25 protein-coding genes are annotated in these 21,997 nt (G+C 72.1%); 14 read left to right on the forward strand and 11 right to left on the reverse strand.

Annotated features, from left to right (window positions below; genetic code table 11):
• Positions 1–69 precede the first annotated feature (69 nt).
• Positions 70–1,905 (forward strand): AMP-dependent synthetase/ligase, encoded by a 1,836-nt coding sequence (locus ACQ393_RS09895; protein WP_430646652.1) that lies wholly within the window; start codon positions 70–72, stop codon positions 1,903–1,905.
• 102 nt (positions 1,906–2,007) lie between these two features.
• Here the strand turns inward: ACQ393_RS09895 and def are convergent, their stop codons facing one another.
• Genes def through ACQ393_RS09910 form a run of 3 tightly spaced genes read right to left on the reverse strand, consistent with a single transcriptional unit; the run spans position 2,008 to position 7,317 of the window.
• The gene (gene def, locus ACQ393_RS09900) at positions 2,008–2,499 is read right to left on the reverse strand and encodes a peptide deformylase (RefSeq protein WP_430646653.1); all 492 of its coding nucleotides are present in this window, start codon (positions 2,497–2,499) and stop codon (positions 2,008–2,010) included.
• A gap of 13 nt (positions 2,500–2,512) precedes the next feature.
• The gene (locus tag ACQ393_RS09905) at positions 2,513–3,874 is read right to left on the reverse strand and encodes an AAA family ATPase (RefSeq protein ID WP_430646654.1); all 1,362 of its coding nucleotides are present in this window, start codon (positions 3,872–3,874) and stop codon (positions 2,513–2,515) included.
• 38 nt (positions 3,875–3,912) lie between these two features.
• Positions 3,913–7,317, reverse strand: a complete 3,405-nt coding sequence (locus tag ACQ393_RS09910; RefSeq protein ID WP_430646655.1) for a pyruvate carboxylase — start codon at positions 7,315–7,317, stop codon at positions 3,913–3,915.
• A 77-nt stretch (positions 7,318–7,394) separates the two neighbouring features.
• Here ACQ393_RS09910 and ACQ393_RS09915 point away from each other — a divergent pair, with 77 nt between their 5' ends.
• Positions 7,395–8,237, forward strand: coding sequence for a ParA family protein (locus ACQ393_RS09915; RefSeq protein WP_430646656.1), 843 nt, complete (start codon positions 7,395–7,397; stop codon positions 8,235–8,237).
• Between the two features lie 127 nt (positions 8,238–8,364).
• Here ACQ393_RS09915 and ACQ393_RS09920 read toward each other — a convergent pair whose 3' ends face one another.
• The 5 genes from ACQ393_RS09920 to ACQ393_RS09940 all read right to left on the reverse strand — a co-directional run bounded on the left by ACQ393_RS09920 (position 8,365) and on the right by ACQ393_RS09940 (position 11,334).
• On the reverse strand, positions 8,365–8,919 hold the full coding sequence (locus ACQ393_RS09920; protein WP_430646657.1) for a MerR family transcriptional regulator: 555 nt from the start codon (positions 8,917–8,919) through the stop codon (positions 8,365–8,367).
• Between the two features lie 110 nt (positions 8,920–9,029).
• Positions 9,030–9,722, reverse strand: coding sequence for a MerR family transcriptional regulator (locus ACQ393_RS09925; protein WP_430646658.1), 693 nt, complete (start codon positions 9,720–9,722; stop codon positions 9,030–9,032).
• Positions 9,719–10,219 carry an FHA domain-containing protein gene (locus tag ACQ393_RS09930; RefSeq protein WP_430646659.1) on the reverse strand — a complete coding sequence of 167 codons (501 nt, stop codon included), beginning with the start codon at positions 10,217–10,219 and terminating at the stop codon, positions 9,719–9,721. The genes ACQ393_RS09925 and ACQ393_RS09930 overlap by 4 nt, the downstream gene beginning before the upstream one ends.
• A 17-nt stretch (positions 10,220–10,236) precedes the next feature.
• A complete protein-coding gene (locus ACQ393_RS09935; protein WP_430646660.1) occupies positions 10,237–10,857 on the reverse strand; it encodes a CDP-alcohol phosphatidyltransferase family protein in 621 nt (206 codons plus the stop codon).
• A 9-nt stretch (positions 10,858–10,866) separates the two neighbouring features.
• The gene (locus tag ACQ393_RS09940; RefSeq protein WP_430646661.1) at positions 10,867–11,334 is read right to left on the reverse strand and encodes an NUDIX domain-containing protein; all 468 of its coding nucleotides are present in this window, start codon (positions 11,332–11,334) and stop codon (positions 10,867–10,869) included.
• A gap of 153 nt (positions 11,335–11,487) precedes the next feature.
• On the opposite strand from ACQ393_RS09940, the gene idi reads away from it, so the two are divergent.
• From idi to ACQ393_RS09985, 9 genes are read left to right on the forward strand one after another with little or no spacing between them, the layout of a single operon-like run.
• The gene (gene idi / locus ACQ393_RS09945) at positions 11,488–12,030 is read left to right on the forward strand and encodes an isopentenyl-diphosphate Delta-isomerase (protein WP_430646662.1); all 543 of its coding nucleotides are present in this window, start codon (positions 11,488–11,490) and stop codon (positions 12,028–12,030) included.
• Positions 12,023–13,069, forward strand: coding sequence for a polyprenyl synthetase family protein (locus ACQ393_RS09950; protein ID WP_430646663.1), 1,047 nt, complete (start codon positions 12,023–12,025; stop codon positions 13,067–13,069). The genes idi and ACQ393_RS09950 overlap by 8 nt, the downstream gene beginning before the upstream one ends.
• Positions 13,066–13,989, forward strand: coding sequence for a phytoene/squalene synthase family protein (locus ACQ393_RS09955; RefSeq protein WP_430646664.1), 924 nt, complete (start codon positions 13,066–13,068; stop codon positions 13,987–13,989). Before ACQ393_RS09950 ends, ACQ393_RS09955 begins: the two co-directional genes overlap by 4 nt.
• Positions 13,986–15,602: a phytoene desaturase family protein gene (crtI, locus tag ACQ393_RS09960; RefSeq protein ID WP_430646665.1), complete on the forward strand. Its 1,617-nt coding sequence runs from the start codon at positions 13,986–13,988 to the stop codon at positions 15,600–15,602. The genes ACQ393_RS09955 and crtI overlap by 4 nt, the downstream gene beginning before the upstream one ends.
• Positions 15,599–15,958 (forward strand): lycopene cyclase domain-containing protein, encoded by a 360-nt coding sequence (locus tag ACQ393_RS09965; protein ID WP_430646666.1) that lies wholly within the window; start codon positions 15,599–15,601, stop codon positions 15,956–15,958. Before crtI ends, ACQ393_RS09965 begins: the two co-directional genes overlap by 4 nt.
• Positions 15,955–16,305 carry a lycopene cyclase domain-containing protein gene (locus tag ACQ393_RS09970; protein WP_430646667.1) on the forward strand — a complete coding sequence of 117 codons (351 nt, stop codon included), beginning with the start codon at positions 15,955–15,957 and terminating at the stop codon, positions 16,303–16,305. Before ACQ393_RS09965 ends, ACQ393_RS09970 begins: the two co-directional genes overlap by 4 nt.
• Entirely contained in the window at positions 16,302–17,204 is a 903-nt protein-coding gene (locus tag ACQ393_RS09975) for a prenyltransferase (protein WP_430646668.1), read from the forward strand. The genes ACQ393_RS09970 and ACQ393_RS09975 overlap by 4 nt, the downstream gene beginning before the upstream one ends.
• 31 nt (positions 17,205–17,235) lie before the next feature.
• Positions 17,236–17,607: an RNA-binding S4 domain-containing protein gene (locus tag ACQ393_RS09980; protein ID WP_430646669.1), complete on the forward strand. Its 372-nt coding sequence runs from the start codon at positions 17,236–17,238 to the stop codon at positions 17,605–17,607.
• A 35-nt stretch (positions 17,608–17,642) separates the two neighbouring features.
• A complete protein-coding gene (locus ACQ393_RS09985) occupies positions 17,643–17,933 on the forward strand; it encodes a GNAT family N-acetyltransferase (RefSeq protein ID WP_430646670.1) in 291 nt (96 codons plus the stop codon).
• A gap of 49 nt (positions 17,934–17,982) precedes the next feature.
• Here the strand turns inward: ACQ393_RS09985 and ACQ393_RS09990 are convergent, their stop codons facing one another.
• Positions 17,983–18,822, reverse strand: coding sequence for a hypothetical protein (locus ACQ393_RS09990; RefSeq protein ID WP_430646671.1), 840 nt, complete (start codon positions 18,820–18,822; stop codon positions 17,983–17,985).
• A gap of 170 nt (positions 18,823–18,992) precedes the next feature.
• Between ACQ393_RS09990 and ACQ393_RS09995 the strand changes: the two genes are divergently transcribed.
• On the forward strand, positions 18,993–19,397 hold the full coding sequence (locus tag ACQ393_RS09995) for a YchJ family protein (RefSeq protein ID WP_430646672.1): 405 nt from the start codon (positions 18,993–18,995) through the stop codon (positions 19,395–19,397).
• Positions 19,398–19,525: 128 nt separating this feature from the next.
• Entirely contained in the window at positions 19,526–20,230 is a 705-nt protein-coding gene (locus tag ACQ393_RS10000; protein ID WP_430646722.1) for a GTP pyrophosphokinase, read from the forward strand.
• 3 nt (positions 20,231–20,233) lie between these two features.
• Here the strand turns inward: ACQ393_RS10000 and ligD are convergent, their stop codons facing one another.
• Positions 20,234–21,262, reverse strand: a complete 1,029-nt coding sequence (ligD, locus tag ACQ393_RS10005; RefSeq protein WP_430646673.1) for a non-homologous end-joining DNA ligase — start codon at positions 21,260–21,262, stop codon at positions 20,234–20,236.
• A 36-nt stretch (positions 21,263–21,298) separates the two neighbouring features.
• Complete coding sequence (locus ACQ393_RS10010; protein WP_430646674.1) at positions 21,299–21,577, reverse strand: DUF2277 domain-containing protein; 279 nt, start codon at positions 21,575–21,577, stop codon at positions 21,299–21,301.
• A 186-nt stretch (positions 21,578–21,763) separates the two neighbouring features.
• Between ACQ393_RS10010 and ACQ393_RS10015 the strand changes: the two genes are divergently transcribed.
• Positions 21,764–21,949 carry a hypothetical protein gene (locus tag ACQ393_RS10015; RefSeq protein WP_430646675.1) on the forward strand — a complete coding sequence of 62 codons (186 nt, stop codon included), beginning with the start codon at positions 21,764–21,766 and terminating at the stop codon, positions 21,947–21,949.
• Positions 21,950–21,997: the final 48 nt, after the last annotated feature.

The following is a 21,997-nucleotide window of genomic DNA, read 5'->3' on the forward strand; positions in this document are numbered from 1 at the left end:
AGTCAACCCCACTGCCGTGGTCGCGCGATCCCGAACCCGTGCGGCCCTCCCGGTGCCGAAGGAGCTACCGTGATCGAGTTCACCACCGCGCCCCTGGTCCCCGCCGACCCCGACGCGAACACCACCGACCTCCTGGTCGAGCGCGTCAGGGCCACGCCCGATTCCGTGCTGTTCTCGCTACCGACCGCCGACGGCGGGTGGAGCCCGGTCACGACGCGCGAGTTCCACGCGCAGGTCGTGGCCCTCGCCAAGGGCCTCGTGGCGGCGGGCATCCAGCCGGGCGACAAGATCGGCCTCATGAGCAAGACCCGCTACGAGTGGACGCTCATCGACTTCGCCGCGTGGTTCGCGGGCGCGGTGCTCGTCCCCGTCTACGAGACCAGCTCCCCCGCGCAGGTCAGGTGGAACCTCGGCGACTCCGGCGCGATCGCCGTGATCCTCGAGACCGCCGACCACTTCGCGCGCTTCGACGAGGTCCACCCCGACCTCCCCGCGATCCGCAACGTGTGGCAGATCGACCTCGGCGACCTCGACAAGCTCGCGGCGTCGGGTTCGGAAGTCTCCGACGACGAGATCGAGCGCCGGCGCAACCTCGCCGTCGGCTCCGACATCGCCACGCTCATCTACACCTCAGGTTCGACCGGCAAGCCCAAGGGCTGCGTGCTCACGCACGCGAACTTCGTCGAGCTCTCCCGCAACTCGGCCGTCGCGCTTCAGGAGGTCGTGCTCGACCCGAACGGGGCCTCGACGCTGCTGTTCATCACCACGGCCCACGTCTTCGCCCGGTTCATCTCGGTCCTCTGCGTGCACGCCGGCGTGCGCGTCGGCCACCAGCCCGACACCAAGCAGCTGCTGCCCTCGCTCGGCAGTTTCAAGCCGACCTTCCTCCTCGCGGTTCCGCGCGTGTTCGAGAAGGTCTACAACGTGTCGGAGCAGAAGGCCGAGGCCGGCGGCAAGGGCAAGATCTTCCACGCGGCGGCCGAGACCGCGGTCGCGTACTCGACGGCGCTCGAGGCCGGCGGCCGGATCCCGCTCGGCCTGAAGCTCAAGTTCGCGCTGTTCGACCGGCTGGTCTTCTCCAAGCTCCGGGCCGCGATGGGCGGCAACGTTAAGTACGCCGTCTCCGGCTCGGCGCCGCTCGGCCCGCGCCTCGGCCACTTCTACCACGCCCTCGGCATCACCATCCTCGAGGGCTACGGCCTCACCGAGACCACCGCGCCGGCGACCGTGAACCTCGTGACGAAGTCGAAGATCGGCACGGTCGGACCCGCACTGCCGGGCGTCTCGGTCCGCACGGCCGACGACGGCGAGATCCAGGTCAAGGGCATCAACGTCTTCAAGGAGTACTGGAAGAACCCGGAGGCCACGGCCGAGACGTTCGACGGCGAGTGGTTCAAGACCGGCGACATCGGCGAGTTCGACGCCGACGGTTTCCTCACGATCACCGGCCGGAAGAAGGAGATCATCGTCACGGCCGGCGGCAAGAACGTGGCGCCCGCCGCGCTCGAGGACCCGATCCGGGCCAACCCGCTCGTCGGTCAGGTCGTCGTCGTCGGCGACCAGAAGCCGTTCATCTCGGCGCTCGTGACGCTCGACCCGGAGATGCTCCCCGTGTGGCTCAACAACCACCACGAGGACGCGGGGATGTCGGTCGAGGAGGCCACGAAGAACCCGGCCGTCCTCGCCGAGGTGCAGCGCGCGATCGACGCGGCGAACGAGCACGTCTCCCGTGCGGAGTCGATCCGCAAGTTCGTGATCCTGCCCACGGAGTTCACCGAGGACAGCGGTCACCTCACGCCGAAGATGAGCATCAAGCGCAACGTCATCCTCGACGACTTCTCGGCGGAGATCGACGGCCTCTACTCGGGCGCGCCCGCGACCGAGGGTCACTCGATCATCAGCTGACCGCTCGCGACGACGGATGCCCCGCGGCCTCGGCCGCGGGGCATCCGTCGTGTCGGCGCCGCCGGCGTCCTCCGTCGCTCTGGCCGCGGACCCGGACGCGGCTCAGAACCAGTCGGACTCGCGGACGGCCCGCATGGCCGCACGCCGCTCGTCCTTCTCCAGCCGGTCGAGGTAGAGCAGGCCGTCGAGGTGGTCGGTCTCGTGCTGGAGCGCCTGGGCCATGAGCCCTTCGCCGGCGAGCTCGATCTCGTTGCCATCCAGGTCGATTCCGCGCACGCGGGCGTACGGATGCCGCGGGGTCTTGTGCCAGAGGCCGGGAACCGACAGGCAGCCCTCGTCGAGGAGTTCGGGCTCCCCGGTGACCTCGACGAGCACCGGGTTGATGATGTACCCGACCTCGCCGTCGACGTTGTAGCTGAACACGCGCAGGTTCACGCCGATCTGCGGCGCCGCGACGCCGGCGCGGCCGGGCAGCCGGACGCTGTCCACCAGGTCTTCGACGAGGGATCGGACGCGGTCGTCGACGAGGTCGACGGGGCTCGAGACGGTCTTCAGGACGGGGTCGCCGAACAGGCGAATGGGACGTTCCGGCAATGATGCTCCGTGTTCAGTGCCCGCGTTCGACGGGCAGGCCTTCCACCACGAGGGCGGCGAGTTCGCGGGCCGAATGCTGGGTCACCGGGCGCAGGTCGCTCCAGTTCACCACCGAGCCCGCCGCGAGCTGGGGATCGTACGGGATCCGCACGATCTCGCGCACGCGCGACTGGAAGTGGGCCTCGATCTCGTCGACCTTGACGAGATGCGTGCCCTGCGTGGCCAGGTTGATGGCGACCACGGCGTTCCGGACCAGTTCGCCGTAGCCGTTCGCCTCGAGCCACGTGAGCGTCTCGCTCGCGAGCCTGGCCTCGTCGACGCTGCCGCCCGAGACCACGACGATCGAGTCGGCGCGCTGGAGCGTGGCCCGCATGACGGAGTGCACGATGCCCGTGCCGCAGTCCGTGAGGACGAGCGAGTAGTAGCGAGCGGCGAGCCCCGCCACCACGTTGTAGTCGTCGTCGTCGAACGCCTCGGACAGCGACGGGTCGGTGTCGGAGGCGAGGATGTCGAGTCGGGTCTCGTCACGCGAGACGAACCGGGAGAAATCGGTGTAGCCGCCGATCGAGGACGCCTTGGCGACGACGTCGCGCACCGTCTCGCGCGTCTGGCGGTCGACGCGTTCGGCGAGCGTGCCGCGGTCGGGGTTCGCGTCGATCGCGATGATGCGATCGTCGCGGGCATCGGCCAGCGCCATGCCGAGCAGTGCGGTCACCGTGGTCTTCCCGACGCCGCCCTTGCGCGTGAGCACCGGGACGAAGCGCGCGCCGCCCTCGAACCGGCGGCGGATGCGCTCGCTCAGCTCCTTGTGGGCGCGCACCTTGGCCGAGTCGCCGAGGTTGACCAGGTGGAAGGTGGCCTCGTAGAGGAACCGGTTCATGCCGCCCTGCGGCGCGGGCCGCGTCGTGCGGTTCAGGTCGATCAGGCGGTCGGCCGTGAGCGACTCGGCCGTCTCGGGCACCTCCGCGGGCACGACCGCGTTCTCGCCGTCGGCGACGACGGCCATGTGCGCCCCCGTGTCCGTCGTGACGCGTTCCCGCCGCAGCCGTGCACCGTCGGCGGCGAGCAGGGCGCCGTACGGCGAGGGGTCGCGCCGCGCCGCCGAGCGGTGGGCCGAACCGGCCAGCGCGGGCACCACGTCGACCGAGGTGGTCCCGGTCGTCACGGCGGTCAGGTCGCCCGGGTCGACCGCGACGTCGTCGATCGCGACCGCCACCTCGTCCTCCGGCATGGTCCGCGCCGGGACCGGCGGGAGGTCGACGCGCACGTCGACTTCATCGGCCGCGTGCGCGCCGCCCGACCGCGCCCGGCCGGCCGTCGTGCGCGACACCGGGCGACGCTCGCCGCGATCCGGATCGTCCTCGTGCTCTGCCACCGATTTCCCCTCCTCATCAGTGCGGAACACCCCCGAGTCTAGCCCGGGCGCACGACGACGAGCAGATCACCCGCCTCCACCTGCTGGGTCCGCGGGATGGCGACGCGCTCGAGGACGCCCGCGACCGGCGACGTGATCGCGGCTTCCATCTTCATCGCCTCGATGGATGCCACGGCCTGGCCTGCCTCGATCTCGGCGCCCGCCTCGACCTGGAGCGTCACCACGCCGGAGAACGGCGCGGCGATGTGCCCGGGCTGCGAGGCATCCGCCTTCTCGGCCACCCGCGTCTCGACCGTGATGCTCCGATCCCGGACGAAGACCGGGCGGAGCTGGCCGTTCAGGATGGTCATGACGGTGCGCATGCCCTTCTCGTCGGCCTCGCCGATCGCTTCGAGGCCGGCGTACAGCCGGACGCCCTTGTCGATCTCGACGACGTGCTCCGAGCCGGGACGGAGGCCGTAGAGGTAGTCGAGCGTGTCGACGACCGAGAGGTCGCCGAAGAGCTCGCGGATCTGCTCGAACTGCCGGGTCGGTGCCGGGAAGAGCAGCGAGTTGAGGAGGGCACGGCGCTCGGCACCGGGCTCGGCGAGGCCTCGACGCTGCGCGTGCGAGAGCTCGGTCACGCCGACGCGCACGTCGCGACCGGCGAGGACCTTCGAGCGGAACGGCTCGGGCCACCCGCCGGGCAGGTCGCCGAGCTCGCCGGCCATGAAGCCGATCACCGAGTCGGGCACGTCGTACTTCTCGGGGTTGGCCGCGAAGTCCGCCGGGTCGGCCTTGACGGCCGCGAGGTGCAGTGCGAGGTCGCCGACGACCTTCGACGAGGGCGTGACCTTCGGCACGCGGCCGAGGATGTCGTTCGCCGCCGCGTACATGTCCTCGATGAGCTCGAAGTCGTCCGCGAGACCCAGCGCGATCGCCTGCTGGCGCAGGTTGGAGAGCTGCCCGCCGGGGATCTCGTGGTGGTAGACGCGCCCCGTGGGCCCGGGCAGGCCTGACTCGAACGGCCGGTAGATGCGGCGCACCGCCTCCCAGTACGGCTCGAGGTCGGAGACGGCGTCCAGCGAGATCCCGGTGTCGCGCTCGGTGTGGGCGAGCGCGGCCACCAGGGCGGATGCCGAGGGCTGGCTCGTGGTCCCGGCCATGGGCGCGCTGGCGACGTCGACGGCGTCGACGCCGGCACGGCTGGCCGCGAGGAGCGTGGCGAGCTGCCCGCCCGCCGTGTCGTGCGTGTGCAGGTGGACCGGCAGGTCGAAGCGCTCGCGGAGCGCTGCGACCAGCTTCTCGGCGGCCGCGGGGCGCAGCAGGCCGGCCATGTCCTTGATCGCGAGCACGTGCGCCCCCGCGTCGACGATCTGGTCGGCGAGGCGCAGGTAGTAGTCAAGCGTGTACAGGTCCTCGCGCGGGTCCAGCAGGTCGCCCGTGTAGCAGACGGCGACCTCGGCGATCGGCGTGCCGGCGGCGAGCACGGCCTCGATGGCCGGTCGCATCTGCGAGACGTCGTTCAGCGCGTCGAAGATGCGGAAGATGTCGACGCCGGTCGCGGCCGCCTCCTGCACGAACGCGTCGGTGACCTCGGTGGGGTACGGCGTGTAGCCGACCGTGTTGCGTCCCCGGAGCAGCATCTGGATGTTGACGTTCGGCAGCGTCTCGCGCAGCGCGGCGAGCCGCTCCCAGGGGTCCTCGCCGAGGAAGCGGAGGGCCACGTCGTACGTCGCCCCGCCCCAGGCCTCGACGGAGAGGAGCTGCGGCGTCATGCGCGCCACGTACGGCGCGACCGCCACGAGGTCGCGGGTGCGCACGCGCGTGGCGAGGAGCGACTGGTGCGCGTCGCGGAAGGTCGTCTCGGTGACCGCGAGCGGCGTCTGGGCGCGGAGGGCGGCGGCGAACCCGGTCGGGCCGAGCTCGAGGAGCCGCTGGCGCGAGCCGGCGGGTGCGGGCGCGGCGAGGTCGATCTCCGGGAGCTTCTCGGCGGGCGCCACCGTGGTGGGCGCCGGGCCGTTCGGCTGGTTCACCGTCACGTCGGCGAGCCAGTTGAGGATCTTCGTGCCGCGGTCCTTCGACACGCGACCCCGGACGAGCTGCGGGCGCTCGTCGATGAAGGAGGTGCTGAGGTCGCCGGCGATGAAGTGCGCGTCGTCCATGACGGCCTGGAGGAACGGGATGTTCGTGGACACGCCGCGGATGCGGAACTCCGCCAGGGCGCGCTTGGCGCGCGTGACGGCCTGCTCGTAGTCGCGCCCGCGGCAGATGAGCTTGGCGAGCATCGAGTCGAAGTGCGGGCTGATCTGCGCGCCCGGGTTCACGGTGCCGCCGTCGAGGCGGATGCCCGCCCCGCCCGGCGAGCGGTAGGTGGTGATCTTCCCCGTGTCCGGCCGGAAGTTGGCGGTCGGGTCCTCCGTGGTGATGCGGCACTGCAGCGCCGCGCCGCGCAGGTGGATGCGGTCCTGGGTCAGGCCCAGGTCGTCGAGGCGCTCCCCCGCGGCGATGCGGATCTGGGCGACCACGAGGTCGACGTCCGTGACCTCTTCGGTGACGGTGTGCTCGACCTGGATGCGCGGGTTCATCTCGATGAACACGTGCTGGCCCGCGCGCTCCCCCGCTGTGTCGAGGAGGAACTCGACCGTTCCGGCGTTGACGTACCCGATCGACTTCGCGAACGCGACCGCGTCGCGGTACAGCGACGCCCGGACGTCGTCCGAGAGGTTCGGCGCCGGCGCGATCTCCACGACCTTCTGGTGGCGGCGCTGCACCGAGCAGTCGCGCTCGAAGAGGTGCACGGTCTCGCCCGCGCCATCCGCCAGTACCTGCACCTCGATGTGCCGGGGACGCAGGACCGCCTGCTCGAGGAACATCGTCGGGTCGCCGAATGCGCTGTCGGCCTCGCGCATCGCCTCCTCCAGCGAGCGCCGGAGGTCCTCCGGGCGGTCGACGCGGCGCATGCCGCGGCCGCCGCCGCCGGCGACGGCCTTGGCGAAGATGGGGAAGCCGATCTCGTCGGCCTGCGCCAGCAGCGCCTCGACGTCGGTCGAGGGCTCGGTCGACTTCAGCACGGGGACGCCGGCGGCGATCGCCTGCTGCTTCGCGGTCACCTTGTTGCCGGCCATCTCGAGCACGCGCGTGGGCGGGCCGATGAAGGTGATGCCCGCGTCGGCCGCGGCCTGGGCCAGCTCGGGGTTCTCCGAGAGGAAGCCGTAGCCCGGGTAGATCGCGTCCGCCCCGGACTCCTTCGCGACGCGGATGATCTCCGACACGTCGAGGTAGGCGCGCACCGGATGTCCCGGCTCGCCGATCTGGTACGCCTCGTCCGCCTTCAGCCGGTGCAGCGAATTGCGGTCCTCGTAGGGGAAGACGGCCACCGTCTTCGCCCCGAGTTCGACGGCGGCTCGGAACGCCCGGATGGCGATCTCACCGCGATTGGCGACCAGGATCTTCTCGAACATGCAGGCCTTTCCGACGGGCGTCTCCGCACAGGGAACATTTAGGTATCGCGTTCCGAGTAACGGTAACGTATTCGCTCGTGCACGTTCTCTCGGTCAGTTCCCTGAAGGGCGGGGTCGGCAAGACCACCGTCACCCTCGGGCTGGCGTCGGCTGCCTTCGCGCGAGGCGTGCGAACCCTGGTGGTCGACCTGGACCCGCAGTCCGACGTCTCGACGGGCATGGACATCCAGGTGTCCGGCCACCTCAACGTCGCGGACGTCCTCGCGTCGCCGAAGGAGAAGATCGTCCGCTCGGCGATCGCCCCGAGCGGCTGGACGCGGTCGAACCCGCAGTCGACCATCGACGTCATGATCGGGAGCCCGTCCGCCATCAACTACGACGGTCCGCACCCGTCGATCCGCGACATCTGGAAGCTCGAGGAGGCGCTCGCCAACGTCGAGTCCGACTACGAGCTCGTGCTCATCGACTGCGCCCCCTCGCTGAACGCCCTGACCCGCACGGCATGGGCCGCCAGCGACCGCGTGGCCGTCGTGACCGAGCCCGGGCTCTTCTCGGTCGCGGCTGCGGATCGCGCGCTCCGCGCGATCGAGGAGATCCGCCGAGGGCTCTCGCCGCGGCTCCAGCCGCTCGGCATCATCGTCAACCGCGCGCGCGTGCAGTCGCTCGAGCACCAGTTCCGGATCAAGGAGCTCCGCGACATGTTCGGGCCGCTCGTGCTCAGCCCGCAGCTGCCCGAGCGCACGTCGCTCCAGCAGGCGCAGGGCGCGGCGAAGCCGCTGCACATGTGGCCCGGCGAGAGCGCGGAGGAGATGTCGAACCACTTCGACCAGCTGCTCGAGCGCGTGCTGCGCACCGCTCGCATCGGCGACTTCGCGCAGTCCGGCGCCCCGCAGATGGAGCTCGACGCACCCCAGCGCTGAGCCGGCGCCGACGCCCGTGCCGGACGTCACACGACGTCATCTTCGCCGGGTGACTACGCTGCGACCGCGTTCGTCGGCTCACCGGACCGCCTCGGCGAGGAGGGGCATCGCGTCCGGGCGAGGCGCGTCAGGAGATGCGGCGGGATGCCCGCGCACGTCGCGCGGCGAGCTCGTCGACCTGGTCGTCGCGCTGCGTGTCGAGTTCCACGAGCGTCGACTCCACCTCGCGCAGCACCTTGCCGACCGCGATGCCGAAGACGCCCTGACCGCGATTGACGAGGTCGATGACCTCGTCGTCGGACGTGCAGAGGTACACACTCGCGCCGTCGCTCATGAGCGTGGTCTGCGCGAGGTCGTCGATGCCGGCTTCGCGGAGCTGCGTCACGGCGACCCGGATCTGCTGGAGCGAGATGCCGGTGTCGAGCAGTCGCTTGACGAGCTTCAGGACCAGGATGTCGCGGAAGCCGTACAGTCGCTGGGACCCGGAGCCGGCCGCGCCCCGCACCGTCGGCTCGACGAGCTCGGTCCGAGCCCAGTAGTCGAGTTGGCGGTAGCTGATGCCCGCGGCGCGGGCGGCGACCGCCCCGCGATAGCCGGTTCCGTCGTCGTGCTCCGGCAGGCCGTCGGTGAACAGCAGTCCGAGGTCGTATCGTGTTCGTTCGCTCCGATCGAGCTCGCTCATCCGATCGCCCCTCCACTCTCGTCGTCGCCGCGGCGGCGCGCAGTCAACGCTACCCACGCCGACCACCGGAGTCGAGGACATCGGGCCGAACGTCACGGCGTGTCGCCCGCTCAGCGCACCTGGCGGCCGAGGGCGTCGCGCAGCACGGCCGCGTGCACGACCGCGAGCCGGTCGCCGAGCTCGCGGGCGCGCTCGGCACTCCGCGCCCGACCGGCCGGATCCGGCCGGCGTTCCGGCGCGATCGCCCGGCCGACCAGCTCGGCCTGGCGGTCGGCCGCGGCACGGAGTCCGCGCAGGTGCCGCGGTTCGATGCCGCTCGTCCGGAGCGCGGCCAGCGCGGTGAGCAGGTCGCGCGCCTCGGGCCCGTAGACCTCGGCCGGCCGGATCAGCGATGCGCTGATCGCCTCGTCGAGCAGCGTCGCGTCGGCACCGGCCTCGCGAAGGAGCTCCTCTCGGGAGAACCGCGCGGCGGTCGCCCGGAACGCCGCAGCGTCGACGACGCCGGGCAGGGCCGGCGTGCGCCCGGCGTCGATCTCGTCGAGGTGCGCGCGGATCACCTTCAGGGGAAGGTAGTGGTCGCGCTGCATGGAGAGCACGACCGTGATCCGCTCGATGTCGGCGGGTGAGAACTTGCGGTAGCCCGCCGCAGTGCGGGCGGGCGAGACGAGGCCCTGCTCCTCGAGGAAGCGCAGCTTCGACGGGGTCAGCTCCGGGAACTCCGGCTGGAGCTTCGCCAGGACCTGGCCGATGCCGAGCAGCGGTGGGGCGTGAGTCGGACGCCGCGCCGCGGCGCCCTCGCTCACCCGGTGCCCGTCGCCGCGAGGTCGTGTCGCGAGGCGTAGAAGGTGAGGCGGTACTTGCCGATCTGGACCTCGGCGCCGTCGCTGAGGAGCGCCGTCTCGATGCGGATGCCGTCGAAGTACGTGCCGTTCAGCGAGTTGAGGTCGCGGACCTCGAAGGCGGTGCCGTGCCGCACGAACTCGGCGTGCTTGCGCGAGACGGTGACGTCGTCGAGGAAGATGTCGGCGTCGGGGTGGCGACCGACCGAGGTGACCTCGGTGTCGAGCAGGAACCTCGCCCCGACGTTCGGTCCGCGGCGCACGATGAGCAGCGCGGAGCCCGACGGCAATGCCGCGATGGCCTCCTGCTCAGCGGCGCTCACGTCGGCGTCGAGCGCGCTCAACTGCGCCGCCGCGTCGCGGCTGAACCCCATCGTCGTGTCGTTCGGCTGGTCGACGCGATGCGCCGACGTCTCAGCCGACGGCTCGCGCTCCTCGCCGTTCGCACCGGCCTGGGTCATGTCGGAATCCGCCACCGCTAACCTCCCGGCTCAAGCGTATCGGATGCGGATGCCCCGGACACCCGCGTCGCGCGGACGACACGCGCGGTCTCGATCGCGTAGATGATGCCGGCCCACCAGTACAGGAACGCGCCCCAGATGGTGACCGCCCAGCCGAAGGGCTCGCTGACCGGCTGCAGGACGGGGAACGCGAGTCCGAGCATGATGACCGGCAGTCCGGTGAACAGCGCGAAGGTCGCCGCCTTGCCGAGCTGGTGGACCGGGAGCGGGCCGTAGCCGTGGTTGGCGAGCACGACGCCGAGGACCACGAGGAACACGTCCCTCGCCACGATCACCACGACGATCCACCACGGCACGAGGTCGTTCGCCGCGAGGCCGATGAGCGCGGCGAAGATGTACAGGCGGTCGGCGGCGGGATCGAGCAGCTGGCCCAGTCGCGTGACCTGGTCGAACCGTCGCGCGATGAAGCCGTCGAGCAGGTCGCTCACGCTCGCGACCACGAGCACGACGAGCGCCGGGACGTACTCGCCGACCACCACGAGCACCAGGAACACCGGCACGAGCAGCAATCGGAGCATGCTGAGGAGGTTCGGCACGGTCCAGACCCGATCCGACACCCCCGTGCGCTTCTCGGCCACGGCTCGATCCTATCGAGCGGACCGGCCCATCAGCCGGCTGCGCAACGCCGGCCAGGCCTCGGCGAAGCGCGGATGCAGCGGCAACTCGTCGACCGCGGGGATCGGGGTCCACCGCAGCGCGATGCTCTCGCGGTCGGCGAGGTGCGGCTCGAAGCGGACGACCGCGTCGGCGACGACCGTCGTGTACGACCAGAAGCCGAGGTCGAGCACGCTCTCGAACCGGGCGGACACGATGCCCGCCGGCATCCCGGTCTCCTCGGTCGCCTCGCGGACCGCCGCGTCGAGCGCAGACTCGTCGCGATGACGGGCGCCGCCGGGAATGCCCCAGGTGCCGCCGAAGTGGCTCCATGCGGCTCGGTGCTGCAGCAGCACCGAGCCGTCCGGATCGACGATGAGCAGGCCCGCGGCACCGTACCGTCCCCAGTACCGGACTCCCCCCGGGCCCTCCGCCCAGCCGTCGCCGCTCTCGCCCGTCATCCGTCAAGCATGACGCACGCCCGGCCGCACGCGGCATCCGAGCGACCGACGGTCCCCGTCCAACTTTCGGTTGTTCCGCCCGGCTCCGTGCCGCTGCTAGCTTCGGGGACACGAACCGGGGCGGACGCATCGCCGCCGGACGAGGAGGCGCACATGAACCACACGACCGAGACCGTCGAGGACGAGGTGGTCCTGCTCGACGAGTCGGGCGCGCCCGTCGGCCGGGCGCCGAAGAGCGCCGCGCACGGACCGGACACCGCGCTCCACCTCGCCTTCTCGTGTCACATCGTCAATCCCATCGGCGAGGTGCTCATCACCCGTCGCGCCCTCTCGAAGCAGACGTGGGCGGGCGTCTGGACCAACTCGTTCTGCGGGCACCCGAAGCCGGCCGAGGCGCTGCTGCACGCCGTGCGCCGCCGCGCCGACTTCGAGCTCGGGCTCGAGCTCGACACGGTCGAGCTCGCGCTGCCCCTGTTCCGCTACCGGGCGACGGACGCGAACGGGATCGTCGAGAACGAGGTGTGCCCGGTCTACGTCGCCACGGCGTCCGGCGACCCCGACCCCAACCCGCGCGAGGTCGCGGAGTTCCGCTGGGTCGAGCCGCGATCGCTCGCGACCGCCGTCGCCGCGGCGCCGTGGGCGTTCAGCCCCTGGCTCGTCCTGCAGGCGCAGGAACTGGAGCTCTTCCGTGCCTGAACTGCTCGATGCCGCGATCGACGACGAGCTGCGCAGGTTCTTCGCCGACGCACGTGGCCGGGCGGGCGCCTACGGCAGCCACTACACGGCGCTCTGGGAGTCGATCGAGCTGCAGAGCTCCGGGGGCAAGCGCATCCGCCCGCGGCTCGTCTGGGCGTCGTACCGCGGGTTCGGCGGCGCCGAGCGCGACCTCGTCACCCGGGTCGCCCTCGCGTTCGAGCTCCTGCACACGGCCTTCCTCATCCACGACGACCTGATCGACCGCGACACCGTGCGACGGGGGGCACCGAACGTCGCCGGCCGGTTCGCGGCGCGCGCGGAGGCGCACGGCGGCGATGCGCGCACCGGCGAGGTGTGGGCGGCGACGGCCGCGGTGCTCGCGGGCGACCTCGCGCTCAGCCGCGCCCATCGCGAGCTCGCGATGCTGCCGCTGGACCGAGCGCGCCGCGAGTCGCTGCTCGACATCCTGGACCGGGCGGTCTTCGTCTCCGCCGCGGGCGAACTGGCCGACGTGGTCGCCTCGCTCGGCGACTCCGCACCCGCGCTCGAGGGCGTGCTCGCGACGCTCGAGCAGAAGACCGCCGTGTACTCGTTCGAGGCGCCGCTCGCGGCGGGCGCCGTGCTCGCGGGCGCACCGGACGACGCCGTCGACGCCCTCTGCCGGTTCGGCCGGCTCGCCGGCGTCGCGTTCCAGATCGTCGACGACGTGCTGGGCGTCTTCGGCGATCCCGTCGTGACGGGCAAGTCCGCCTCCGCCGACCTGCGCGAGGGCAAGCGGACGGCGCTCATCGCGCACGCCGCGACCACGTCGGCCTGGCCGGCGATCCGTGCGCGCCTCGGCGATCCGGCCCTCGACGACCAGTCGGCGGCGGCGCTCCGCGAGGAGCTGCGCGCATGCGGCGCGCTCGATGCGGCCCTCTCGCTCGCGCACGAGCACGTCACGCTCGCGAGGTACGAGCTCGACGCCGCCGACCTGCCGGTCGGGCTGCGCGCCGAGCTCGGCGAGTTCGCGCAACGGGCGACGGAGCGCATGCGATGAGCGGACGCAAGGACCCCACGCTGCTCGAGCGGTACTCGGATGCCGCGGATGCGAGCTCGGCCACCGTGATCGCGCACTACTCCACGTCGTTCGGCGCCGCGGCGCGGCTCCTCGACGCCGAGGCGCGCCGACGCATCCGCTCCATCTATGCGCTGGTTCGGGTCGCCGACGAGATCGTCGACGGCGCCGCGGCGGAGGCCGGACTGGCACCCGCCGAACTGCTCGAGGTCCTCGACGGGCTCGAGGCGGAGACCGAGCAGGCGATCGCGCGCGGGTACTCGGCGAACCTCGTGGTGCACGCGTTCGCCGCGGTCGCACGCGAGACGGGGTTCGGCGCGGAGCTCACGCGCCCGTTCTTCGCCTCGATGCGTCGCGACCTGGACCCCGCGCCCTTCGCGCCCGAGGAGATCGGTCCGTACATCCACGGTTCGGCCGAGGTCGTGGGGCTGATGTGCCTCGCGACGTTCCTCGCGGGCGAACGAGCCGCGGCGACGGGCTCCGGGACGGCGTCGGCCACGGTCGACCCGGACCGCAGGGCCCGGCTCGAGCGGGGGGCGGTCCACCTTGGTGCCGCGTTCCAGAAGATCAACTTCCTCCGGGACCTGGCGGTGGACTGGCGCACGCTCGGCCGCAACTACTTCCCCGGGGTGGACCCCGATGCGTTCACCGAGGCGGACAAGTCCGCGATCCTCGACGACATCGACCACGACCTCGCGATCGCGGGCGAGTCGCTGCCCGACCTGCCCCGTCGGGCGCGGAGTGCGGTCGCCGCGGCGCACGGCCTGTTCGCGAGCCTCTCCGCGCGCTGCCGCGCGACGCCGGCCGCGGAGATCATCGCGACCCGGATCCGTGTCCCCGACGGCGAGAAGCTCGCCATCGCCGTGCGGTCGGCGCTCGTCACTGGAGGGAGCCGGCGATGATCGGCACGTCGGAACGCATCGTGGTCATCGGGGGCGGCATCGCCGGGCTCGCCTCGGCGGCCCTGCTCGCGCGCGACGGCCATCGGGTGACGCTGCTGGAGTCGCGCGACGAGCTCGGGGGTCGCGCCGGCAGCTGGTCGAGCGGCGGATTCCGGTTCGACACGGGCCCCTCCTGGTACCTCATGCCGGAGGTGTTCGACCACTTCTTCCGGCTGTTCGGCACCAGTGCCGCCGAGGAGCTCGACCTGGTGCGGCTCGATCCGGGCTACCGGGTCTGGGCCGACGGGTACGACGCCCCGGTCGACCTGCGGCCGACGCGCGCCGAGAACGTGGCGCTGTTCGAGTCGATCGAGCCCGGAGCGGGTGCGGCCCTCGAGCGCTACCTGGACTCCGCGGCATCCGCCTACGACATCGCCAGGCGACGCTTCCTGTACACGAACTTCGACGATCCCCGCTCGCTGCTCTCCGGCGAGGTGCTGCGGCAGTCGGGCCGGCTGGCCTCGCTGCTCACGACGCCGCTCGAGCGGTTCGCCGCACGAGCGGTGCAGGACCGTCGCCTGCGGCAGGTGCTCGGCTACCCCGCCGTCTTCCTCGGGTCCTCGCCCGACGCGACCCCCGCGATGTACCACCTCATGAGCCACATGGACCTGGAGCAGGGCGTCTTCTACCCGCGCGGCGGGTTCGCCGAGCTCATCGAGCGCATCACGGCCATCGCGGTCGGCGCCGGGGTCGACATCGTCACGGGTGCGCGCGTCGAGGGGATCGAGCTGGCCTCCGGCGGGGCCCGCCCGGCGGCGGCCGGCGCTCGGTTCCGCGACGCATCCGGGCGGAGCGTCGTCGCGCCGGCCCACCGCGTCGTGTCCGCGGCCGACCTGCACCACACGGAGACCGAGCTGCTCCCCCGGTACGCGCAGACGTACCCCGAGGCGTGGTGGCGCCGACGCACCTCGGGCCCCGGCGCGGTGCTCGCGATGCTCGGCGTGCGGGGCGAGGTGCCCGGACTCGCGCACCACACCCTGTTCTTCACCGACGACTGGCACGCGAACTTCGGCGCGATCTTCGGTTCCGACCCGCACGTCCCCGATCCCGCGTCGTTCTACGCCTGCATGCCGAGCGCCACGGATGACTCGGTCGCACCGGCCGGGGACACGAACCTGTTCCTCCTCGTGCCGGTGCCGGCCGACACGGCGATCGGGCGGGGCGGCATCGACGGCGCGGGCGACCGGCTCGTCGAGGAGACGGCCGACCGGGCCATCCGCCGCATCGCCGAGGTCTCGGGACTCGACGACCTCGCCGAGCGCATCGTGGTGCGGCGCACGGTCGGCCCCGCCGATTTCGCGGCCGACCTCAATTCATGGCAAGGCGGAGCCCTCGGGCCGGCGCACACGCTTCGCCAGTCCGCCTTCCTCCGCGGCACCAACCGGTCCCGACGGGTGGACGGGCTGTACTACGCGGGCGGCTCGTCGGTACCCGGGATCGGGCTGCCGATGTGCCTGATCAGTGCGGAGAACGTGCTGAAGCGCGTGCGCGGCGACCGCTCGTCCGGTCCGATCGGCGAACCGTCCGGCGCCGACGAGCTCGCGACCGTCGATCCGGGCAGCGGCAGCGCATGACGGGGTTCGCCTACCTCGCGGGGCTGCTGGTCGTGATCGGGTGCATGGCCCTGATCGACGCGCGGTGGCGCCTGGTGTTCTGGCGCGCCCCGCTCGCCGCCGCCCTCACGATCGCCGTCGGCCTCGCCTTCTTCCTGCTGTGGGATGCCGCCGGGATCGCCGCCGGCGTGTTCTTCCGCGGAAGCTCGGCCATCGTGACGGGCATCGAGCTGGCACCCGAGCTGCCCCTGGAGGAGCCGGTCTTCCTGGCGTTCCTCTCCTACCTCACGCTCATCCTCGTCCTCGGCGGCGAACGCGCGCTCGCGGCGCGCGAACGACGCGTCGCGGCCGCGACGGATCCGGAGGACCGGAGTTGACCTACCTGCTCATCAGTCTCCCGTTCGTCGTGGTCGCGCTGGCCGCGGCATGGACGGGCCGCCCCCGCACAGCCGCGGCGCGACGCCGCCGGGTCGTCGCGACCGCGATCGCCGCGGGCGTGCTCGTCGTGCTGACGGCCGTGTTCGACTCGCTCATCGTCGGCACCGGGATCGTGGCGTACGACGACGCGCGCCGATCGGGCTGGGCCATCGGGCTCGCGCCGGTCGAGGACTTCCTGTATCCGCTCGCGGGCGTGCTGCTGCTTCCCGCGGTGTGGACGCTCGTCTCCCGGAGACCGGCGGCGACCCCGCTCGACGAACGCGCCGACCGGGGCGGCGCGCGATGAGCGCCGCGGCGACCCGCGACGGCCTCGCGCATCGGGCCGGGCAGGTCCTGCTCTCGTCGAGGCCCGTGAGCTGGATCAACACCGCGTTCCCGTTCGCGGCCGGGTACGTGCTGACGACCGGCCGGGTCGACCCGCTCCTCGTCGTCGGCACCCTGTTCTTCCTGGTGCCGTACAACCTGCTCATGTACGGCGTGAACGACGTCTTCGACTACGAGTCCGACCTGCGGAATCCGCGCAAGGGCGGAGCCGAGGGGGCGCTGCTCGACCCGAGCCTGCATCGCACCGTGGTCGCGGCGGGGCTGGTCACGGCGGCACCACTGGTGGCGGCCATGCTCTGGCTCGGCGGCACGGACGAGCCCTGGTCGTGGCTCGTCCTCGCGATCAGCCTCTTCGCGGTCTTCGCGTACTCGGTGCCGGGACTGCGGTTCAAGGAGCGGCCGGTGCTCGACTCGATCACCTCGAGCACGCACTTCACGAGCCCGGCCGTCTACGGCCTGGCCGTCGCGGGCGCCGAGTTCACCTGGCCGCTCGTCGCGCTGCTCGTCGCCTTCTTCTGCTGGGGCATGGCGAGTCACGCGTTCGGGGCCGTCCAGGACGTCGTGCCCGACCGGGAGGCGGGGATCGCCTCGATCGCGACGGCCCTCGGGGCCGCGACGACGGTGCGGATCGCGCTCGCGCTCTGGACGGCGGCCGGGCTGCTGATGCTCGCGACCGACTGGCCCGGTCCGCTGGCCGCCCTGCTCGTGCTCCCCTACCTCGGGGCGGCGTGGCCGTACCGGTCGGTGACGGATGCCGCGTCCGGCACGTCGAACCGGGGCTGGCGTCGATTCATCCTCATCAACTACGTCGTGGGCTTCCTCGTGACGATGCTGATGATCTGGTGGGCGCTGGTCCGCTGAGCGGAGCGCGCGCCCGCCGTAGGCTGGTGGGATGGCGGAGCTCGAGTCGGCGCGCGTGGACGCGTGGTTGTGGGCGGTCCGGGTGTGCAAGACCCGGTCGGCCGCCACGGCCGCCTGCCGCGCCGGCCATGTGCGCGTGAACGGCGAGCGGGCGAAGGCCGCGCAGCCGGTGCGGCCCGGCGACGAGGTGCGCGTGCGCCTCCACGGCTTCGACCGGATCCTGATCGTGCGTCGCCCGATCGTGAAGCGCGTGTCGGCCGAGCTCGCCGCGACGGCCGCCGACGATCGCACGCCGGCTCCCCCGCCCCGCGAGGCAGTGGCATCCGTGCCCCTGCGCGATCGCGGCGCCGGGCGCCCGACGAAACGCGAGCGGCGGGATCTCGACCGCCTGCGCGGTCGATGACGCGCCACGTGGCCGTCGGGCGTAGCCTTGGGCGCGTGAAAGACCTCGTCCACGAACCCGACCTCAGGCGGTACGTGCTCCGCGTCGACGGGCAGGTCGCGAGCGTGCTCGACTACCGTGAGCTCGGCGACTCGGTCGCCTTCGTGCGGACGTTCACGAACCCGCCCTACCGCGGCAGCGGCCTCGCGGCCGACGTGGTGCGGTTCGCGGTCGACGACGTCGAGGCGAACTCGACGCGCCGGATCGTGCCGAGCTGCTGGTACGTGGAGCACTGGTTCGACCGGCATCCCGACCGGCGCGCGCTGCTGGACCCGCGGACGACGTGAGCCGCCGACCCCGAGGGGGATCGGCGGCTCACGGATGCTCCGGCGCGGTTCAGTACCAGTTCAGCGACTGCGAGTGGCCCCACGCGGCGCACGGGCTGCCGTATCCGCGGGCGATGTAGTCCAGGCCCCACTTGACCTGGGTGGCGGCGTTGGTCCGCCAGTCGGCGCCGGCCGTCGCGAGCTTCTCCGCGGGCCACGCCTGGACGATGCCGTAGGCGCCGCTCGAGGAGTTCACCGCCTGGTAGTTCCAGCCGGACTCCTTGGTCCACAGCTGCACGAGGCACTGGAACTCGCTCTCGCCCCAGCCGTACTGCGACGCGGCCATGGCTCGCGCGGTCTGCTTGGCGCCCTCGGGGGTGTTCGCGCGGGCGAGCGCCTCGGCGGCCTCGCGCTCGGCGACCTCGCGGTCGTGCGCGGCGGCGGCCTCCTCGGCCTTGCGGATCTCCGCCCGCGTCGAGACGGTCAGGTCGCGGACCTCGTCGAGCGGGAGGGTCTCGTAGTCGCCGAGCGTCGCGACCGACGACGCGAGCGAGTCGGCGTCGATCTTGTCCTCGACGTCGGCGAGGGTCCCCTCGGCGACGGTGAGCGTGTCCTGGGCCGCGGCGTGCACCTTGGCCTCCGCGATGCCGGCGTAGGCGCCGAGCTGCTCGCCCGCGAGCCCGGTCGACCCGGCGAGCGCGGCGGTCTCGGCGACGCGCTGGGCGGCGAGCGACGAGTTGACGGTCAGACCCGTGCCCGCGACGGCGCCGACGGCGACGAGCGCGCCGGCCAGGACGAGGCGGCGGCGGCGACCGGTCTTGTCGCGGCGCGCGGCGCGGCGGGTCGCCGCCTCGGTGCGGAAGGGTGCGGAATCGGTGGGGGCAGGCGTGATCGAATCGGGAGTCTGCATAGCGTGTGGGGGCTCGGATCCGGGGGTCGGGGGCCTTCCGAGCGAAGGCATGGACGGGCCCGGGCACGATGGCCCGGGCGCACAGGTCCTCCAGCCTGCATGATGATTCTGAATGGATCCTCGACTTCAGCTGGGCGAACGATGATCGCGCGTGCGCGAGACTGGATCGCATGGAACCGCATCGCCCGTTCGACACTCCGGCGGCCGCGGATCGCTGCCCCTGCGGCAGCGGGAACGTCCACGGCGAGTGCTGCGGACCCCTGCTCGGCGGCGGCGCGGCTCCGACGGCCGTGCAGCTGATGCGCTCGAGGTACACGGCGTTCGTCGTGGGCGACGTCGCGTACCTGCTGGCCACGTGGCATCCGTCGACCCGTCCCGACGCGCTGGAGCTCGATCCGGACGTCCACTGGCGCTCGCTCGAGATCATCCGCACCGAGCGCGGCGGCCCCCTCGACCGAGACGGCGTCGTCGAGTTCGCGGCGAGGTACCGGGTCGGCGCGGAGCGCGGCGTGCAGCGCGAGACGAGCCGCTTCGTCCGCACGGACCGGTGGCGGTACGTCGACGCCGTCGACTGATCCGCGGCCGCGCTCCGCTCGACGCGAACGCAGCGGGTCCGCTGGGCGAACGCCGAGGTTCGCGGCGTAGCGTTGCGTGCGTGACGCCGCTCGACGGACCCCCGCCAGCACGCCCCGCTCCGCAGCCGATGCTGACCGACCGGGCGCAGCGCACGCTCGACACGATCGACGGGCAGACGCTCGAGGAGATGCGGGCGCTGCGCGACGAGACGGAGCGCTTCATGCAGCGCTACAAGTTCGGCATGGACGAGGTGATCACCAAGCTCTCGATCCTCCGCGAGGAGTTCAGCCAGGCCCACGCGTACAACCCGATCGAGCACATCTCGAGCCGGCTCAAGAGCCTCGACAGCGTCATCGACAAGATGCGGCGCAAGGGGATCGACCCGTCGTTCGACGCCATCCGCTCGACGATCACCGATATCGCCGGCGTCCGGGTGACGTGCAGCTTCGTCTCGGACGCCTACCGCATCGCCGAGCTCCTCACGGCGCAGGAGGACGTCCGCGTGCTCAAGGTCAAGGACTACATCGCCGAGCCGAAGTCGAACGGCTACCAGAGCCTGCACCTCATCGTCGAGGTGCCCGTGTTCCTCTCGACGGGTGCGCACCCGGTCGCGGTCGAGGTGCAGATCCGCACGATCGCGATGGACTTCTGGGCCAGTCTCGAGCACAAGATCTACTACAAGTTCGACCGGCAGGTCCCGGCGGGCCTGCTCGACCAGTTGACGGATGCGGCCCGCACGGCGGCCGAGCTCGACGCCCGCATGGAGCGGCTGCATCGGGAGGTGCACGGCCGCCCGCCGCACGCAGGCGGCGCGCCGGGCATCGCGGTCTGACCGTCAGTCGGCGTCGGGCTTCCTGGCACGACTGGGCTGCACGCGCGTGGGCTCCCCCGGCATCTTGGGGAAGTCGGGAGGGAACGGCAGCTCGCCGAGCCCGTGGTCGAGGTCGCGGCGCCACCAGTCGAGCAGCGTGTCGATGCGCCCCGCCGACCCGTGCATCGCCGCCCACGGGTCGCCGCGCTCGGCCAGTCGCGCGGGGACGGTCCGCACGGTGAACGACGACGGGTCGGCGCCCTCGAGCTCGTCCCACTCCAGCGGACAGGAGACGGCCGCGGTCGCGAGGGCACGAGGGCTGTAGGCGCCCGCCATCGTCCGGTCCCGATTGGCCTGGTTGAAGTCGAGGAAGATGCGCTCGCCGCGCTCCTCCTTCCACCACGCGGTGGTCACCGCGTCGGGCATGCGTCGTTCGAGCTCGCGCGAGAGCGCGATGACGGCGTGACGCACCTCGAGGAACTCGTGCTCGGGCTCGATGGGCGCGAAGACGTGGATGCCGCGGTTGCCCGACGTCTTGACGAACCCCGTCAGGCCGACCTCGGCCAGCAGCTCGCGCAGGGCGAGCGCGGCGGGCACGGCCTCCGCGAACCCCGTTCCCGGCTGCGGGTCGAGGTCGACGCGGAGCTGGTCGGGCAGGTCGGGCGCACCGGCGCGCGAGGCCCAGGGGTGGAAGACGATGGTGTTCATCTGCGCGGCCCAGACCGCGCCCGCCGGCTCGTCGATGACGAGCTGCGGATGGCTCCGCCCGCTCGGGTAGGTCACCATCACGTCCCGCATCCACTCCGGTGCGCCCTTCGGCGGGTTCTTGGAGAAGAACGACTCGCCGCCGATGCCGTCGCGGAACCGCTCGAGCGAGACCGGTCGATCGCCGTTGGCCGCGACGAACGCGTCGCCGACCGCGATGAGGTACTGCGCCAGTTCGAGCTTGGTGATCCCGGCGTCGGGCCACACGACCCGTTCCGGGCTGGAGACCCGCACGACGCGCACGCCGTCCGGTCCGTCGATCTCGAGGGTCGTCGCGTCGCGGGCCATGGCAGCGACGCTATCGCGCTCCCCCGACGTCGGCGTTCACGCGCCCGCCGTGGCGTAGCGCTGCGCCGCGCGCGCTCGCGCCTTCTCGGCCTCCACCTCCCGGTTCTTCGGCGGCGCCGAGGTCACGAGGTGGTCGAGCAGGTGCTGCGTGACGTGCGCGATCTCCTCGACCGCATCGTCGAAGGCCGCCTGGTTGGCCTTGGACGGGTGCGTGGACCCGCTCACCTTGCGGACGTACTGCAGTGCGGCGGCGCGGACCTCGTCGCTCGTCGCGACCGGTTCGAAGTTGTGGAGGGTTCGGATGTTCCGGCACATGCGGGCAGCCTAATCCGGGGCGGATGACGCGTCGAGGGCGTCGTTCGCGACGGCTGCTGCGTGCGACGCCGGCGCTACCCGGACCGCGGGCGAGCGTCAATCCCCTGACGGTCGAGCCCCGGGGCTGCCTAGCGTTGACCCGTCCGCCGACGCGGCGGACGCACGATCGGAGAAGGAGGACGAACCATGGCACGAGTGCCGCACGACCCCACGGAGGGCGAGTACACCGACTCCGACCTGCCGCTGGACGCGGAGGTCCCCAAGGACGCCGACGTCGTCGACGACGGCGACTGGGGCACGGACGACGACGCGGTCGTCGTCGAGGAGGTCGAGATCGTCGAGATCGACCGCGACCCGGGCACGACGCGCTGAGGCGACCCGGTCCCGCCGCGCGCGGCGGGCCCGTCCCGACCGACTGCG

This window comes from Agromyces sp. GXS1127, assembly GCF_050565425.1.
Taxonomy (GTDB): Bacteria; Actinomycetota; Actinomycetes; order Actinomycetales; family Microbacteriaceae; genus Agromyces.

Coding starts and splice junctions, on each gene's coding strand:
- ACQ393_RS09910 (WP_430646655.1), bottom strand. CDS start 7,317: ATGTTCGAGAAGATCCTGGTCGCCAATCGCGGTGAGATCGCCATCCGG.
- ACQ393_RS09920 (WP_430646657.1), bottom strand. CDS start 8,919: ATGAGCGAGCTCGATCGGAGCGAACGAACACGATACGACCTCGGACTG.
- ACQ393_RS09930 (WP_430646659.1), bottom strand. CDS start 10,219: ATGACCCAGGCCGGTGCGAACGGCGAGGAGCGCGAGCCGTCGGCTGAG.
- ACQ393_RS09940 (WP_430646661.1), bottom strand. CDS start 11,334: ATGACGGGCGAGAGCGGCGACGGCTGGGCGGAGGGCCCGGGGGGAGTC.
- idi (WP_430646662.1), top strand. CDS start 11,488: ATGAACCACACGACCGAGACCGTCGAGGACGAGGTGGTCCTGCTCGAC.
- ACQ393_RS09955 (WP_430646664.1), top strand. CDS start 13,066: ATGAGCGGACGCAAGGACCCCACGCTGCTCGAGCGGTACTCGGATGCC.
- crtI (WP_430646665.1), top strand. CDS start 13,986: ATGATCGGCACGTCGGAACGCATCGTGGTCATCGGGGGCGGCATCGCC.
- ACQ393_RS09965 (WP_430646666.1), top strand. CDS start 15,599: ATGACGGGGTTCGCCTACCTCGCGGGGCTGCTGGTCGTGATCGGGTGC.
- ACQ393_RS09975 (WP_430646668.1), top strand. CDS start 16,302: ATGAGCGCCGCGGCGACCCGCGACGGCCTCGCGCATCGGGCCGGGCAG.
- ACQ393_RS09980 (WP_430646669.1), top strand. CDS start 17,236: ATGGCGGAGCTCGAGTCGGCGCGCGTGGACGCGTGGTTGTGGGCGGTC.
- ACQ393_RS09990 (WP_430646671.1), bottom strand. CDS start 18,822: ATGCAGACTCCCGATTCGATCACGCCTGCCCCCACCGATTCCGCACCC.
- ACQ393_RS09995 (WP_430646672.1), top strand. CDS start 18,993: ATGGAACCGCATCGCCCGTTCGACACTCCGGCGGCCGCGGATCGCTGC.
- ACQ393_RS10000 (WP_430646722.1), top strand. CDS start 19,526: ATGCTGACCGACCGGGCGCAGCGCACGCTCGACACGATCGACGGGCAG.
- ligD (WP_430646673.1), bottom strand. CDS start 21,262: ATGGCCCGCGACGCGACGACCCTCGAGATCGACGGACCGGACGGCGTG.
- ACQ393_RS10010 (WP_430646674.1), bottom strand. CDS start 21,577: ATGTGCCGGAACATCCGAACCCTCCACAACTTCGAACCGGTCGCGACG.
- ACQ393_RS10015 (WP_430646675.1), top strand. CDS start 21,764: ATGGCACGAGTGCCGCACGACCCCACGGAGGGCGAGTACACCGACTCC.